The organism is Nocardia sp. MDA0666, from assembly GCF_003023875.1.
Classification (GTDB): Bacteria; Actinomycetota; Actinomycetes; order Mycobacteriales; family Mycobacteriaceae; genus Nocardia; species Nocardia aobensis.
Window position 1 is genome coordinate 768551 of the sequence record NZ_PYHT01000001.1, and the last position, 15428, is coordinate 783978.

The 15428-nt window shown below is 69.5% G+C and carries 16 protein-coding genes; 7 read left to right on the forward strand and 9 right to left on the reverse strand.

Annotated features, from left to right (window positions below; genetic code table 11):
* Positions 1-2: 2 nt before the first annotated feature.
* Positions 3-356, reverse strand: coding sequence for a MerR family transcriptional regulator (locus tag C8258_RS03650; RefSeq protein ID WP_106953818.1), 354 nt, complete (start codon positions 354-356; stop codon positions 3-5).
* A 133-nt stretch (positions 357-489) separates the two neighbouring features.
* On the opposite strand from C8258_RS03650, the gene C8258_RS03655 reads away from it, so the two are divergent.
* From C8258_RS03655 to C8258_RS33480, 5 genes are all read left to right on the forward strand, one after another.
* Positions 490-927, forward strand: a complete 438-nt coding sequence (locus C8258_RS03655; RefSeq protein WP_304598370.1) for an Hsp20/alpha crystallin family protein — start codon at positions 490-492, stop codon at positions 925-927.
* Positions 928-1047: 120 nt separating this feature from the next.
* The gene (locus tag C8258_RS03660; RefSeq protein ID WP_106953819.1) at positions 1048-1254 is read left to right on the forward strand and encodes a hypothetical protein; all 207 of its coding nucleotides are present in this window, start codon (positions 1048-1050) and stop codon (positions 1252-1254) included.
* 147 nt (positions 1255-1401) lie between these two features.
* Positions 1402-1620: a hypothetical protein gene (locus C8258_RS03665; protein WP_106953820.1), complete on the forward strand. Its 219-nt coding sequence runs from the start codon at positions 1402-1404 to the stop codon at positions 1618-1620.
* A 105-nt stretch (positions 1621-1725) separates the two neighbouring features.
* Positions 1726-2217, forward strand: a complete 492-nt coding sequence (locus C8258_RS03670) for a DUF2231 domain-containing protein (RefSeq protein WP_106953821.1) — start codon at positions 1726-1728, stop codon at positions 2215-2217.
* 93 nt (positions 2218-2310) lie between these two features.
* The gene (locus C8258_RS33480; RefSeq protein ID WP_255420401.1) at positions 2311-2442 is read left to right on the forward strand and encodes a hypothetical protein; all 132 of its coding nucleotides are present in this window, start codon (positions 2311-2313) and stop codon (positions 2440-2442) included.
* 12 nt (positions 2443-2454) lie between these two features.
* On the opposite strand, the gene C8258_RS33600 is transcribed toward C8258_RS33480, so the two are convergent.
* From C8258_RS33600 to C8258_RS03685, 3 genes are all read right to left on the reverse strand, one after another.
* Positions 2455-2751, reverse strand: a complete 297-nt coding sequence (locus C8258_RS33600; protein ID WP_369974695.1) for an IclR family transcriptional regulator C-terminal domain-containing protein — start codon at positions 2749-2751, stop codon at positions 2455-2457.
* Positions 2752-2765: 14 nt separating this feature from the next.
* The gene (locus tag C8258_RS03680) at positions 2766-7388 is read right to left on the reverse strand and encodes a cation-translocating P-type ATPase (RefSeq protein WP_106953823.1); all 4623 of its coding nucleotides are present in this window, start codon (positions 7386-7388) and stop codon (positions 2766-2768) included.
* Positions 7389-7506: 118 nt separating this feature from the next.
* Complete coding sequence (locus C8258_RS03685; RefSeq protein WP_106953824.1) at positions 7507-8448, reverse strand: pentapeptide repeat-containing protein; 942 nt, start codon at positions 8446-8448, stop codon at positions 7507-7509.
* Between the two features lie 239 nt (positions 8449-8687).
* On the opposite strand from C8258_RS03685, the gene C8258_RS03690 reads away from it, so the two are divergent.
* Positions 8688-10631: a serine/threonine-protein kinase gene (locus C8258_RS03690; RefSeq protein WP_106953825.1), complete on the forward strand. Its 1944-nt coding sequence runs from the start codon at positions 8688-8690 to the stop codon at positions 10629-10631.
* 20 nt (positions 10632-10651) lie between these two features.
* Here C8258_RS03690 and C8258_RS03695 read toward each other — a convergent pair whose 3' ends face one another.
* Genes C8258_RS03695 through C8258_RS03705 form a run of 3 tightly spaced genes read right to left on the reverse strand, consistent with a single transcriptional unit; the run spans position 10652 to position 12407 of the window.
* Positions 10652-11188, reverse strand: a complete 537-nt coding sequence (locus tag C8258_RS03695) for a Dabb family protein (protein ID WP_106953826.1) — start codon at positions 11186-11188, stop codon at positions 10652-10654.
* A complete protein-coding gene (locus C8258_RS03700; RefSeq protein WP_106953827.1) occupies positions 11188-11499 on the reverse strand; it encodes a hypothetical protein in 312 nt (103 codons plus the stop codon). The genes C8258_RS03695 and C8258_RS03700 overlap by 1 nt, the downstream gene beginning before the upstream one ends.
* Positions 11496-12407, reverse strand: a complete 912-nt coding sequence (locus tag C8258_RS03705; RefSeq protein ID WP_158271208.1) for an LLM class F420-dependent oxidoreductase — start codon at positions 12405-12407, stop codon at positions 11496-11498. Before C8258_RS03705 ends, C8258_RS03700 begins: the two co-directional genes overlap by 4 nt.
* A gap of 340 nt (positions 12408-12747) precedes the next feature.
* Between C8258_RS03705 and C8258_RS03710 the strand changes: the two genes are divergently transcribed.
* Positions 12748-13578, forward strand: coding sequence for a YihY/virulence factor BrkB family protein (locus tag C8258_RS03710; RefSeq protein WP_158271209.1), 831 nt, complete (start codon positions 12748-12750; stop codon positions 13576-13578).
* Between the two features lie 12 nt (positions 13579-13590).
* On the opposite strand, the gene C8258_RS03715 is transcribed toward C8258_RS03710, so the two are convergent.
* Positions 13591-14346: a DUF6390 family protein gene (locus C8258_RS03715; protein WP_106953830.1), complete on the reverse strand. Its 756-nt coding sequence runs from the start codon at positions 14344-14346 to the stop codon at positions 13591-13593.
* Positions 14343-15404 carry a HoxN/HupN/NixA family nickel/cobalt transporter gene (locus C8258_RS03720; RefSeq protein WP_199195556.1) on the reverse strand — a complete coding sequence of 354 codons (1062 nt, stop codon included), beginning with the start codon at positions 15402-15404 and terminating at the stop codon, positions 14343-14345. The genes C8258_RS03715 and C8258_RS03720 overlap by 4 nt, the downstream gene beginning before the upstream one ends.
* Between the last annotated feature and the right edge of the window lie 24 nt (positions 15405-15428).

A 15428-nucleotide genomic window follows, 5' to 3' on the forward strand; every position in this document is an offset into this window, starting at 1 on the left:
GGTCAGTGCGGTACTCGCCGCTCGGTGATCGTGTCGCGCAGCTGGTCGCGTTCGGCGGTCAAGGCGGTGTTGTGGGCGCGCAGAGCGCTGTTGTCGTCTTCGAGGTCGAGGATCCGCGCGATGGCCGACAGGTGAATCCCCTGCCGGGTGAGGGCGGTGATGCGCTGGAGCCGAGCCAGGTCGTCGCCGCTGTAGCGCCGGGTCCCGCCGGCGCTGCGGGCGGGGGTGATCAGGCCGTGTTGCTCATAGAGGCGCAGGGTGTGGATTTCGATACCGGCCAGCTCGGCGGCGACCGATATCGGGTACACCGCCTGGCTCGACCCCGGCAGATGTCCCTCGCGCCGATCCGAACCCATCCTGCTCCCTTCTCCGTGCGGCAACCAGTTTATCTCCCACGACTTCTTGCACTCTCCTAGCCGGAGTGCTAAATAAATCTGTGTCAGGTAACAGAGGTTATCTGAGGTTCCTTCGACTGATATAAGGAGTGAACTGGAGGTGGCGACCATGCTGATGCGCACCGATCCGTTTCGCGATCTGGACCGTTCGACGCAGCAGGTGTTCGGCACGCAGGCTCTACCGGTAGCGATGCCGATGGACGCCTGGCGCGAGGGTGACGAGTTCGTAGTGGAGTTCGATCTACCCGGCATCGACCCCGATTCGCTGGATGTGGATATCGAACGCAACGTGGTCACCGTGCGGGCATCGCGCCCCGGAATCGACTCGGGCAGGTCGATGATCGCGGCCGAACGCGTCCGCGGGGTGTTCCGGCGACAGGTGATGCTGGGTGACAGCCTCGACACCGATCACATTCGCGCCGACTACCGCGACGGCGTACTCCGGTTGCGAATCCCGGTGGCGGACAAGGCCAAACCACGCAAGATCAGCGTGGACCGGGTCGCCGGCGACCGGCAGGCGATCACGGCCTGACCAGAATCTGTATATCCCACGGGTGGGCTCGGTCAGCTGCGGCTTCCGGGCCCATCCGGCCCCTTTTCCGATCCGCACCGGCGCCACCGCGCCGGTGATTGCTCGCAGAAGGAGTCCGTGATGACCGTATTTCCCGCAGGCAGCGACGCCGACCGCGCCGAACAGCAAGCCCTGGCCGACATCCGCGACCGCGACACCGGCCCGAACTTCACCGGGGTGCATCCCCTGGCCGAACGCATTCGCCACGCTTTCGACACCGCCGACCGCATCGATCAGTCCTGGACTCTCCCCCATGCCGATGACGACTACGACTGCCTCGCCTACTGACCACACTTCGCCACACCATGCAGGGCGGCCCGAGATGGTGGAAGCGGTCGTGCACTGGCCCGACCCCAGCCCGCTGCAATCGTGGTGGGATACCGTCATGCGGCCCGCCCGCAGGACCTCCCCCGAGGCCGCGAGGAGGGAGCTCTCATGCCGATAGCGCTCACATTGACCGGCGGCGCCGGCATCGCCGCAGCCGTCGCCGTCGCCTATGTCACCGTCGCGGCGACCTACTGGTGGGAGATGCGCGCATCCCGGCCCGGCTCCGGCGCGGACCCGGCGCACGACATCGACGGTGAGGACCGGCGCGGTCTTCCCCGCATCCGATCGGGGCATCCCGCGGCGGCGCATCGACCGGGCCGCGAATAACCGTCGAAACCGCTGCTCGCTGGCTATGCTCGCTTCGACTGTGGCGTCGGCGGGTTCGGGGCGGTCGTCGGCACCGTGACAATCGCGAGCGACCGAGGAGCCCCGGTGACCGTCATCCACAACCTGCCCGCGCACGTGTTGTTCGTGCATTTCATCGTGGTCCTGATGCCGTTGACCGCGATCCTGGAAATGGTGTGCGCGCTGTGGCCGGCCGCGCGCCGCGGGCATCTGGTGTGGCTGACGCTGGTGCTGGCGGTGATCGTCATGGTGCTGACCCCGATCACCATTCACGCCGGACAGTGGCTGTACAACCTGCGCCGCAATCCCGACGAGATCCTGCGCGAACACGCCGAACGCGGCGAGACGATGCTCTACTTCGCCATCGCCCTGCTGGTCGTCGCGGTGGCGTTGACCGCTCTCCACCTCGCCGAACGCCGTGGCACCGATCTGCGCACGCTCGTCACGGTGGGTGTCGCCGTCCTCGCGGTGGTCGTCGGCATCGCATCGATCGTGCAGACCTACCGCGTCGGCGATGCCGGGTCGCAATCGGTGTGGGGCGACGAGATCGCACGCCTGCAGAAGAGCCGCGGCGACTGAGCGACGCCGCGATCCTCATCACAGATCGGGCTGGATGACGCCTGTCCGGCCGAGACCGCGCAGGCGGGCGCCGACGAACTCGACTACTTCGGCATGGCGGGCTTCGACGGTGCCTTCATCGCGTGGCAGGCCGACACCGCGCGCGGTCTCACCGGGCTGCTCGCACAACTCGCCGACGCGCTCGCCGCGCTGGGTGCGGGGATCGTCGCGAGCCGGCGCGGCTGATCTCGGCCGCTGTCACGCCAATTCGCGTCCCAGCTCCGCGGCCGCGGAGCGGAGTACGGCGACATAGCGCGGCAGCGACCGCTTCTCGTAGCGGACGCTCGGCATCGAGACCGACAACGCCGCGACAGCGGCGCCACTGCCGTCGCGCACCGCGACCCCGACCGCCACCACGCCGCGTTCGGAACGGCAAGATGCGTTCTCCAGATCGGAACAGGCTCCACGATAACCGCCTGGCTGACAGACCCATCTCCACCTGGCACGCCGAGGTTGCGGATCGAGGGACCGGCGGTCGCCCGGCAGCGGTCCCACGCACCGAACGACGGTCAATGAGATTGCGCGCCAACACTTTCGATGCTCAGCGGGTACTCGCGGTCCTCGACGTATTCGTTGTCTTCCGGAGCGACGGTGGGCTGTCCCGGTTCGGTCGGGCGGCGGGAGGGCAGGAGCGCGCCGACGGCGGTCGCGGTCGCCGCCGAGGTGAGCGCGGTGGTCCAGCCGACCGGACCGAGGGGGCGGCAACCGAAATAGGTCGACAGTCCGGGTGTCATGACGACGGTGCCCAGGAAGGCCGCGCTGCCGGCCGCGGTGAGCCAGACCTGTGGGCTGTGGCGGGCGGCCAGGACCGTCTGCCCGAGCTGTGTGCCCACCAGCGCGACCAGGGCGACGGTCGCCGCCCGGCGTTCGGTACCGGTCCAGCGGGCGATCGACCACGCCACGGTCGAGGCGGCCGCGGTGGTGGAACCGCGGATCACGATCGTGCGGCGCAGATCCGCGGCGACATCGGTGCGCGGCCGCGCGGCGAGCTGTTCGGCGAGCAGATCGGCGCGTTCCTGGTGGCCGGTGGGCTCCTCGTCACCGGACCGCTCGGTCGACAGCGCCACGGCCATCGCCGGGAACATGTCGGTGAGCATGTTGACCAGCAGGAACTGCCTGGTGCCCAACGGTGCCCGGCCCGCGAGCGCGGTGCCGAGGACCGTGAACGCGACCTCACCGGCATTGCCGCCGACCAGGATGCCGACCGCATCGGCGACGCGCCGCCACATGCCGCGGCCCTCGATCAGCGCGTGCAGCAGCACCAGCGGGTCGGGATCGGTCAGCACCAGATCGGCGGCATTGCGGGCGGCGGTCGATCCCTGTGCGGTGAGTCCGATGCCGACGTCGGCGGTGCGGATCGCGGCCGCGTCGTTACCGCCGTCACCGGCCATCGCCACCACCTCGCCACGCCGCTGCAGCGTGGTGACGATGCGCACCTTCTGCTGCGGGCTGACGCGGGCGAAGACGCTGCTGCGCGCGATGAGCTCCGACTGCGCGGCATCATCGAGTTCGGCCAGATCGCTTCCCGTCACCACCGGATCGGCGTCGATACCCAGATCGGCGGCGATGGCGGCAGCGGTGACGGGATGGTCGCCGGTGATCATCCGCACGCGAATGTCGTTGCGCTGCAATGCGCCGACGAGTGGGCGCGCCTGCGGACGCGCGGTGTCGGCGAGTCCGATGAAGCCGAGCAGGGTGAGCTTCTCGACGGCGCTCACCACATCCCCCGGCGCAGCGGACAGGTCGCGGCGGGCGACGACCAGCACCCGCAGCCCGCGTTCGGCCATGCGATGAATCATGCGGTCGGCCGCGCGGCGATGGTCGGCGGACATCGGTTCGTCGTGATCGGCGCCGTCGCGACGGGTCCGGATCGCGGTGCAGCGGGCGAGCACGATCTCCGGCGCCCCCTTCACGATGAGCCGCCAGTGCCGCCGCCGCGTCTGTCCCAGCGTCGCGGCGTATCCGCGATTCGATTCGAAGGGCAGTTCCTCGACCGTATCCCAGCGTTCGTCGCGGTCGAGCAGCTCTGCGGCGTCGAGCACCGCCTGATCGGTGGCGTGCACGATCGGGCCGTCGTCCGGATCGGGGCAGGCGTGGGCCGCCGCCCGCAGCAACCGACGGGCACGGGGGTCGTCGTCCTCGGGCGACCACTGATGCTCGAGGTCGGCCAGGGTGGTCAGCCGCAGGCGGCCGAAGGTGAGGGTTCCGGTCTTGTCGAAGCAGATGGTGTTCACCCGGCCCAGCGCCTCCACCGTCCGGCTGGCCCGGACCAGCAGGCCGTGGCGAGACAGGCGCCGGGCGACGGCCAGCTGCGCGACCGTCGCGACGAGCGGAAGTCCTTCCGGCACAGCGGCGGTCGCGACCGCGACCCCGTCGGCGATGGCCGCGCGGATGCGCTGGCCTCGCAACCATCCCAGCGCCGTGACCAGCGATCCGCCGCCCAGCGTCAGCGGCAGCGCCTGATCGCTGAGCGCACGCAGCTGTGCCTGCACTCCCCCGAGGCGCGGCGGCACCGCGACCGCGGCGGCGCGGTTGGTCTCGGTGTCGGACCCGACCGCGACCACCACGGCCACCGCGGCGCCGTTGACGATCGTGCTGGCCTCGTACACCATGCAGCGCCGGTGATTGAGGTCCACGCCGGGAGTGGCGGGACTGTCCTTGGGCACCGTGACCGATTCGCCGGTCAGGGCCGATTCGTCGACTTCCAGATCGTCGGCTCGCAGCAGCCGCGCATCCGCCGGAACGACATCGCCGGTGCGCAGCGCGATCACGTCACCGACCATCAGGGCGGTACCGGGCACCGATTCGCTCGGCGGCTCGGGATCGTGGTCGAGCACGGCGCGCTCGACGCGGCGGCCGGTGATCCGCTCGTGCGCGATCAGGTCCCGCAGCGCGTTCTCGGCGCGTTGGCGCTGCAACGCCGACACCACGGCATTCACCGCCACCACGCCGGCCACCAGCGCCGCATCACCGGGCGACCCCAGCACGGCGGAGGCCGCGGCGCCGACACCGAGAATCGGGGTGAGCGGATCGGCCAGCTCGCGGCGCACGGTGGCGAGGAAGCGCGTCGCCGGGGACAGCTGCGCGGGAATACGGGCGAGCGGCGCGGTCCACGATCGCGTGGGAGCCGGTTCGCCGCGTTCGGGCTCCGGCAACCGGGTCAGCACTTCGTCGGGTTCGAGACTGTGCCAGGGAACCAGCGGTGCGCCCGAGTCCGGGAGCCGGCCGCGTGCGGCCTGCACGCCCGCCCATGTGCCCTGCAACAGGCCGCTGGCCTGCGCCGCGGTCACCGGCCACGCGTCGCGTGAGCGACCGGCGGCCAGCAGCAGGCCCGCGAGCGAACATGCCGAGAGCGCCAGGACGCGGCCGCGTTCGCTGACCTGGCGGGCGGGAGCCACCGTCAGCAGCACCCGCATGACCTGATCGAGATCGCCGCAGACCACATCGGCCGCCCACGGCATCGCCTCGACCTCGACGGCGCTGATCCGGCTCACACCGATGGCGACATCCGCGCAGTTCAGATCCCCGGCGGAATCGGTGGCGACCAGCCCCACCGCATGTCCGTCGGACTGCAACCGGCAGACCAGTTCCGCCGCCGACCCTTCACGTTCGACGAATTCGTCTGCCAGCGAACGCAATTCGAATGCATCACGCTGTCCGCGCACCACCACCTTCAGGCCCGAGGCCCGGGCGGCGAGCATCAGTGTCCGCGCGCGCGGATCGAGTTCGCGCCCGACCAGGACCCGGCCCAGCACGTCCGTTCCGTCACAGACGTCGTACCAACCGGGAATCGAGTCGCCGGGATTGCGGTCCGGGTCCGGTCGCAGCCGGAGGTCGCCGGTATCCGGCGTCGCCGCGGTGGCGTCCGGTCCCGACCACAACAGTCGCTGAGCGGCGTTCCACACCTGAGCTGTGGTCCAGTCCGACGCAGATTTCTCGGCATTCCCCGGTTCGGATTCGCGGGTTTCGGCATCGAGCACCAGGCGTCCGCTTCCGTACAGCACGGCGCCGTCGATCACCAGGGCGCTCAATCGATCCAGCCGCCGCCACACCGAGGGATCCATCGTCAGCACGCCGGACGTCGCCAGCAGCGTCGATACGGTCGCCGCGAAACTCTCCCGGCTCGCCCGCGCGGCCTTCGGCGCCGCGAGCGACAACGCCCGGCCCACCGACGACAGGCCCTGCCCCGCGGCCACGGCAGCGGCCCCGGCAGCCGCGGCGGCCGAGGCCTCGTCCGCGCACCGCTCGACCGGGCCGGGCGGCAGTTCGACCGGACGCTGCCGGTGTGGCGGGGACTGCAGGATGTCGCGGGCCCGGCGGTGACCGTGTTCGACCTCCCACAACCGCCAACGGGCATGGCGCACACCGTGTTCGGTGACGGCCAACGCCCGGTGGAGCGCATCGACCAGGACGTTCGCGGGGCTGTCGCCGGCGGCCTGGGCCAGCGCGTTCGCGGTGGTGAGCAGCAGATCGGTGCGGGCCCGGCCGACACGCTGTTCCAGCAGCCGCCGGATGCGGGGCTGGGAGTCGGCCAGTGCGACCAGCGACTGCAGCGTCGCCACGCCGTTGCGGCCGGGAATGGCGGCTCCGACGAAGGTGACACCGGCGGAGAGCAAGTCCCCGGCCAGCGAAATCGCCGCCGAGACAACGGGTTCCAGATCCGCGGGATGTTCGGCACTCGGGTCCCAGACGGTATCGGCGACGCCGGCGTCCTCCTCGGCGGCGGCGATCGCGTCGACCAGTCCGGGCACCGCTCGATCGTCGCGGACCGCGGCGACCACATCCCCGGTCACCGCATTCACCCGCATCCAGCGCACACCGGGCAGCGAGCCCACGCGCCGGTGCACGGCCTCGGCGACCTGTTCGCTGCGCTCCGAACACAGGCCCCGCACTTCGACGATCACCCGATCCTCGACGGCGGCGATCCGTCTCCCGTCCCGGCGCAGCGCCGGGTTCAGCAACGACCGCACCTCGCGCTGCAACTGCCCGGCGATATCGTCGGCGACTTCGGTCAGCCGCAGCGCGGTCTGGCCGGCGGACACCGCGCGCACGGGCAGCCGCGCAGAGCCGCCGATGAGAGCCGTCCCCGTCCGGCCGACCCCCGACACCACACCGATCAACGCCTGAAACACCGGACCTCCAAGCCCGTACGAGTACCGTCGTCCGAGCTACTACCCAGGATTGCGGCGGCCAACCGCGAAACCGGCAGTCTGAGCGGGGCAGATTGTTTCCGCCGCCGATGTGGTGCGGCTACCGGCATGCGGCCACCGGCATCCGATCGGCAACCTCGTACGCGGCGGGTGCGGTGAACCACCCGGCCGCGTCGGCCGGCGGCTCTTCCGAGGGGATCGGGTCGTGGAACCGGGCGCGTTCGAACGAGCTGCCGACCGTGAACGCGACCCCGTCGAATCGGGCCGGTCCCATGAAGTCGGCCGCGCCGAAGTCGGCACGGCCGCGAAACTGCGCGCTGTCGAAGTACGCCCCGCCGCGGAATGCCGCCCGGTGGAATCGAGCGTCGCCGGCGAAGTCCGCCAGGGGAAATTGAGCGCTGCCGCGGAAGGTCGTTCCGTCGAACCGGGCCCGCGCGAATCGCGCCCCGAAGAATCTGGCGGAATCGGTGAACACCGCCTCCCGGAACCACGCGGTATCGAAGGCCGCATCCTGGAAATGGGTGTCCGCGGAGAATCTCGCACCGTCGAATCGGGTGACGCCCGCGAGATTCGCACCCTCGAATATCACGGGGCCGCCGAAAACCGCGTCGGTGAAATCGGCATCGTCGAGCTGGGCGTTGCGGAAATCGAATGTGGCGCGCGACCAGCTGCGCCGCGCGCCGCGGCGGAGGTGCTCGGCGATGACGGCCGCAATGGTCCGCCGAACCGTCCGGTCGTAGCCGCCGAGCCGCCCGGTCGCGCGGGGCAGTCGAAGATAACCGCAGAGTACGTCCACGCATTGCTGGCGCGGCGTGGACGCGGAGGCGTCGGCGATATCGGCCAGCGTGCGCACGGCGGACACTTGCGATCGTCCCTCACCCACATACAGCTGCGCCGCCGCCGAAACGAACATGTCGGCCAGTTGCCACGGCCACCGAAAACGCTTGCGCCGAAAAGAATCCGCCGAATTCGCTTCACTGTCGAGCAAGAGATTCGCCGCCGCGGCCACCGGTGCCGGTCGGCGTTGTACGAGCACTACCATTCGAACCTCCTAAACGCCTGCAACGCCCAGAAAAGCTCTTCACTCGCTGTAACGACGGTATAACCGGTCGACATCCGCCATAACAATCGTCACCGAAAAGTAATCGACCGGCTACGGCGCGCCTGTCGACCTGCGCGGGATTCGAACCCCCGAAGTGCGGGAAAATCGCTGTCGGATAACCGTCCCGGGCGCGATAAAATTCACCATGTCTCGACGTCTCATCCCGGAGTGACCAGCACATGGGCGCTCGACCGGAAGGCGATGCCACCGCCGCCTTCGACCCGTTGGCCGATCGGACGGTGAACACTGCCCGCCAGCCCGCCGAAGCCGAGGAATCCACCGGCACGCTCGGGCCGGAGCCGACCGCGGCCCCTCCCGGCACCGACCTCGAACCCGGCCGCCGGATCGACGATTTCGATCTGCTGCTGGAATTGGGCCACGGCGCCTTCGCCAAGGTGTTCCTGGCGCGGCAGCGGTCGATCCAACGATTGGTGGCGGTGAAGATCTCCGCCGACCACGGCACCGAACCCCAGACCCTCGCCCAGCTGGACCACGAATTCATCGTCCGGGTGTACGACCAGCGGGTGCTGCCGGAACTAGGGCTGAAACTGCTGTATATGCAATATGTTCCGGGCGGAACGCTCGCTTCGGTACTGGCGCGGGTCCGCGCGACGGCACCGGAGCGACGCAGCGGCCGGCTGCTGCTGGACGCCGTCGACGAAGCATTGAAGGACAAGGGCGAGATCCCCATGTCGAGCAGTCGCGCACGGGAGGAGGTCGCGGCCCTGTCCTGGCCGGAAACCGTGGCCTGGCTCGGACGTCGGCTCGCCGAAGCCCTCGCGTACGCCGAACGGCGCGGTGTGCTGCACCGCGATATCAAGCCGGCGAACGTCCTGCTCGCCGCGGACGCCGCACCCAAACTGGCCGATTTCAACATCAGTTTCAGCGACCACCTCGCGGGCAGCAGTCCGGTGGCGTACTTCGGCGGATCGCTGGCCTACATGTCGCCCGAACATCTCGAGGCCAGCCACCCGGGCCTGCCCGGCACGGTGGACGACCTCGACACGCGCAGCGATATCTACGCCCTCGGTGTCATGCTGTGGGAGCTGCTGACCGGGCGGCGGCCGTTCCCCCTGGCCGAGGCGAAGGATTCCCAGGGCTCGGTCGAACAGCTGCTGGAGATGCGACGCAGTCCGATAGCGCCGCAATTCCTCGACGACCTTCCCGCCGACTGCCCGGCCTCGCTGCGCCGCGTGCTGCTGACCTGTCTGGCACCGCAGCGCACCGACCGCTGGAACAACGGTGCGGAGCTGGCCCAGCAATTCGAGCTGTGCCTCGACCCGCGGGCCCGCGATCTGGTCGACGCGCCCTCACACGGCCACCGGCCGCGCGGACCGCTGTGGCCGATACCGATTCTCGCGATCGCGATCGCCGTGCCGAACCTGACCGCCGCTTGGTACAATTACTACTACAATAGGACGTTGATCGTCGGCAAACTCACGCCCGAGGTGCAGCAGTCCTTCCACGATGTGGCCCAGGTGCTGTATCCGCTGGCCATCGTCGTGGCCACCCTGCTGATTCTCTACACCGCACGCCACCTCCTCGAGATTTCCATCGGACTGCACAAGGGGCGCGGCTATCCCGACGCGGTCCTCACCGGGACCCGCATCGAGGCGTTGCGACTCCCCAACCGGGTGGCCGCGATCGCTTTCGTGTTCTGGTTTGCCGGCGGCGTGCTGTTTCCGGTGATGCTGAATCTCGTCGCCGGTAGCGTTCCGCGCGGCACCTACGCGCATTTCCTGCTGTCGCTGGTCGTCTGTGGTGCGGTCGCACTGGCCTACCCGTACTTCGCGATCACCTGGTACGTGGTCCGGTTCCTGTACCCGATCTTCCTCGCACACGGCCGGTCCGACGCCGCCGACGTCGAACACCTGCGCCGGCTCGCCCGGCGCACCGGTATCTACCTCACCGCGGCCGCCGCCGTACCCCTGGTCGGCGTCACCGGGATCACGTTCCTGCCGGCGCCGGACATCGAGTCCATCATCTGGGCGGTCCGCATCCTGTGCGTCGGCGGCATCATCGGCTTCATCCTCGCCTACCTGCTCTACGGAGTCATCGGAAAGGATCTCCGAGCCCTCGAACGCGTCGCCGCCACATCCACGACGGATGCGGGCGTCGAGTAGGCGAACGCCGGTCGCGCCTCTCAGGACAACAGCGGTCCCTCGGCCCAGCGGTACAGGTGGGCGATGGCCGGGTCGACGATGGAGTCGGGAATTTCCGGGTCGAACCACCGGTCGACGCAGGTCCAGTGATAGGGGTGGAGCAGGTAGTCGGCGTTGAGGCCGTCGAGGTCGGCGAATTCCTGCTCCCAGGCGTGTGTCCACCGCGGGTGGTCGGCGCGACTGAGGGTCCACGACCCGATCGCCGCGATGTGTCCGGGCATCGCGGCCAGGTCGGCTTCGAATCGGTCCACCACGGCCGGTTCGGTTTCCGGACGCACCCGCAACAACAACGTGCGCTTGATGCGCTTGCCGGACATCGCGACCCGCGCGCCGACGAGGCGGGTCAGCGCCACGGCGTCGGCGCCCGCCGGTCGACCCGGCCAGGCCGCGTCGATATCGTCACAGCTCACATCCCAGGTCATCCCGAGTCCGCCGACGCTACCGGGCAGATCGTGTCCGCCCTCGGCACCGGACGGACCGTCGACTCCCGCCGGTGTGCGAACGACCCAGCGCGACATCACCGCACCTCCTCGAGGACGCGCCGCGCCCGTGACAGCGCGAGCGAATCGGTCCACTGCCAGAAGCTGCTCACCGCGTCGTCGGCGCCCGCCGCCGCGCGCATCCCGTAGAACTCGTAGATTCCGGGCAGTTCCCACTGGATCTCCAGCATCACCGTGTCGGGGGAGGTGAAGCGGCGGCACTGCCGGACCACGCGCATGCCGCGGTCACCGGCGCCGGGCAGGTAGTCGCTGCGCCAGCGCCGCGACCACTCCTCGACACGATCCCGGGGTATGGCGATCTCGTCGATCACTGTCACCGTCGTGGTCACAGCTTGCTCACCACCTCGTCGAGGTACCGGGCGATATATCCGGGAAGCCCGGCGATCCCGGCGGCGAACAGCGACTCGTCACCGAACAGGGGCGGGTTCACCACCAGCCGCGACGCGCCCGCATCGGTGTAGCCGCGGACGAAGTCGACGTCGAATTCCCTTGCCGGATCGCATGATCCGGGCCACGCCGTCAATTCGACCGCGCTCTCGGCACGCCCCGCGGCACGCGCGTGCGCACGCACTTCGTCGGCGCGCGCGGCGAAATCGGCCGGCGTGATCGTGTACGGAAACCAGCCGTCGGCCAGGCGACCGGCCCGCCGCACCGCGGGCGCACTGTTGCCTCCCACGACGATCGGCACCGTGCCCTTCGACGGGCGGGGTTCGCAGTAGACGCGATCGAAACGCACGTGCTTGCCCGCGTAGCTCGCCGGAGCGTCCGCCCACAGCGCACGCATCGCGCCGATCCCGTCGTCGAGGCGCGCGCCACGATCGGCGAAGGGCACGCCGATCGCCGCGTATTCCTCCTTCTGCCAGCCGATTCCGAGCCCGAGCAGCAGCCGGTCACCGGAATGCAGCGCGATGGTGGCGGCCCGTTTGGCCAGGACCACCGGACTGTGCAGCGGCGCGACCATCATCGCGGTGCCGAAGCGCAGCGTGCGCGTCGAACCGGCCAGAAAGGCGATCGTCTCCAGCGGATCGGTCATCGGCGCCCCGTGCTCGGCGCCGGGCATCCGCCCGTCCGGCGAATACGGATACCGCGGGTCGTACTCGTCGGCCACCACCACGTGCTCGACCGCCCAGGCCGACTCGACCCCGCATTCCTCCAGCGTCCCCGCCAGATCCTGCAGAAATCCGCCGGAACCGATCATTCCGTCCACATAGGGCAACAGCATTCCGATCCGAATCATGCGGTTCAGCATCAGTCGTGATCCACGACACACCTACGCTCGATCTCGCCCACCGGGACACCGGTGCCACTCAGCGAACACGCGCGACGAAACCGACCGCCACGATGAAAGAGGATGTCTCGCAAGCCCTCACCACATCCGGTCACGTCGCCGGGCTCGACATCGTCACCGAAAGGAAACCGCACCGGCCACGCGTGGCGGGATGCGGTAGTGGTATTCCGAACACATGCGCCGGCGATGCGACTGTGCGCGGATCGAAAACTGCTGGGAGGTAGAGGCTGTGGCGGTCGGATCGGAGCCGGCGCTTCGGTACCGGATGTTTCGCCGGGCCGAGGTCAGAGTGGTCCTGCGTACCGTGCGCGCGGCGTGGTCGGACGAGTTGTCCGACTGGGCGGCGGCATTGACGTACTACAGCATGTTGTCGCTGTTTCCGGCCCTGCTGATCGCCATCGTCGTGCTGAGTGTCGCCGGACCCGCCCCCGCCGACTCGCTCGCGGGCGCGGCCGGTCGGCTGGGCCCCGGCGGCGGTACGTCACTGATCTCCGACTCGATCCACCACCTGCAGTCGGTCAAGTCGCTGTCCGGCCCGATGGCGGTCGTGGGCCTGTTGTCGGCGTTCTGGACCGTATCGACCTACCTGGGGGCGTTCATCCGCGCGGCCAACGACCTCTACGGGGTGCGGGAGAGCCGATCACTGTGGCGCACACTGCCACTGCGATTCGCACTGGGCCTGATGCTGGTGGTCGCCGTGGTCGTCACCGTGCTCGGCTTCGCCATCACCCCGGGCCTGGCCGAACACGCCGGCAACCGGATCGGGATGGGTTCGGCGGGCCTGCTCGTCTGGTCGATCGTGAAGTGGCCGCTGCTGGCCCTGCTGGTGAGTGTCGCACTGGCGCTGCTGTATTGGGTCGCGCCGAACACCGAGGGGCAGCGGTTGCGCTGGCTGACCTCCGGAAGCGTGATCGCCGTGGGCATCTGGATCGCGGGATCGGCCGGGTTGGCGCTCTACGCAGCCCATTTCGACTCACTCGATCGCGTGTACGGATCGTTGACCGCGGCGATCGTCCTGCTGATGTGGCTGTGGCTCACCAACTTCGCGATCCTGCTCGGCGCGGTGGTCGATGCCCAGATCACCCGGGAGCGAACATTGCGCAAGGACCCGGAGCAGTGATCGCTGTCGCCGTCACGAGGCGCGTGAGCGCCGGGCCGGTGTCGCGGAGTTCGGGTCCAGGCGGCGATTCGTGGCCGCCAGCTGCCAGGCCGTCGCGGCCGTGAGCCGATCGAGCCGGGTGCGGTCGAGCCGGGCGCAGATGTGATCCCAGTGCAGCGCGAGATGGTCGCCCACCTCGATATCGGCGGCATCGATGCCCGCTCCGGCCAGTTCGATGCGGCGCGACGTCTCCGCCGAGAGCGAGAGCCGAGAATCGCTCCAGCACAGCCGCCGCATGCGCACCGTCGCGGTGGTGGCGTCGCGCGCACAGACCCGTGCCCACGTGATCCGGCAGTTGTCGAGCACGCGCAGCGGCAGATCCGCGGGACCCCGGCCGAGCAGACGGGTCCACGGGTAGATGCCGAAGACGTGGAAATTGTGGTTGGCCGCGCTCTCCTCGGCCAGTTCGGGCCCCAGGTGACGCCAGTACCCGCCGGCGATCGGGCCGATCACCGACAACAGCCTCGACAGGAATTCCGTCCTGTCGATCCGGGCGCCGACTCCCCCACCGAGCCAATAGGATTCGACCAGTCGCGGGTCGAGCGGATCGGCGATTCCGGTCATCGACGACAGCACCCGCAGGTACGGCCAGGCCCCGGAGAAGCGCCGTGCCACGGCCCGGATCTCGGCATCGGTCCCGCCGGCCAGCGCGGGGGCGTCGGCGGGTCCGCAATAGCCCAGCGCGTTCGGCGCGTAGGCGAAGCGCGCGAACATCTGCGGCCCGCTCATGTTTCCTCGCGTCGCCACAGGATCAGCGCCAGCAGCCAGGTCGCGACGAACAGCGCCACCACGACGAATCCCATCGCCCCCAGATCGAGACCGCCGATCCAGGCCAGCGGGCCGGAGGTGATGCCCAGTGCGCCGGTGACCACGGAGACGATCTCCTGGGCGCCGATCAGCAGGGCTACCGCGACCGACAGCCCGGTCACCAGCAGGTTGTAGTAGATCTTGCGGGCCGGCGCGGCGCAGGCCCAGCCGTAGGCCGCGTTCATACACGCCCCGTCCAGCGAGTCGAACAGAGTCATACCGGCCGAGAACAGCAGCGGCAGCACCACGATCGCATACCAGGGCAGGTCGGTGTCGGCCGCCGCACCGCCCGCGAGCACCAGCAGACTCACCTCGGTCACCGTGTCGAATCCCAGCCCGAACAGCACACCGATCGGATACATCTGCCCCGGCCTGCGCACCGCGCGCACCAGTGGCGCCAGCACCCGGTTCAGCGCCCCGCGCGCGTACAGCCGGGAATCCAGTTCCCGTTCGTCACCCTCCCCTCGGCGCACCGCGCGCAGTGCCCGCCCGATACCGATGAGCGACACCAGGTTCAGCACACCGATGAGCAGCAGGAAGGTTCCCGATACGCCGCTGCCGAAGGTACCGGTCCAGCGCCGCAGTCCGGAGCCGTCGTCCTCGACGCCGGAGGCCAGCACCCGCGCGCCCAGTGCCAGCGCACCGACCATGACGAAGACGACGGTGGAATGGCCGAGCGAGAACCAGAATCCGACCGACACCGGGGTCCTGCGCTCGCCCACCAGCTTGCGGGTGGTGTTGTCGATGGCGGCGATGTGGTCGACGTCGAAAGCATGCCGCATCCCCAGCGTGTATGCGGTCACACCCAGGCCCGCGCCGAACACCACGTTCCCCACCGCGTAGTGGTTCGGGATGACCAGGGCTGCCAGCAGCCCCCAGCCCGCGACGTGCAGCGCGACCACCGTCACGGCCATGCCGGTCACGCCGCGGCGCCGGGCGCGCTGTTCTCGCGCCCACTCCCGAGGGGGCGATACCGTCATCGTCGGCCGCATCGTATCTCCCGC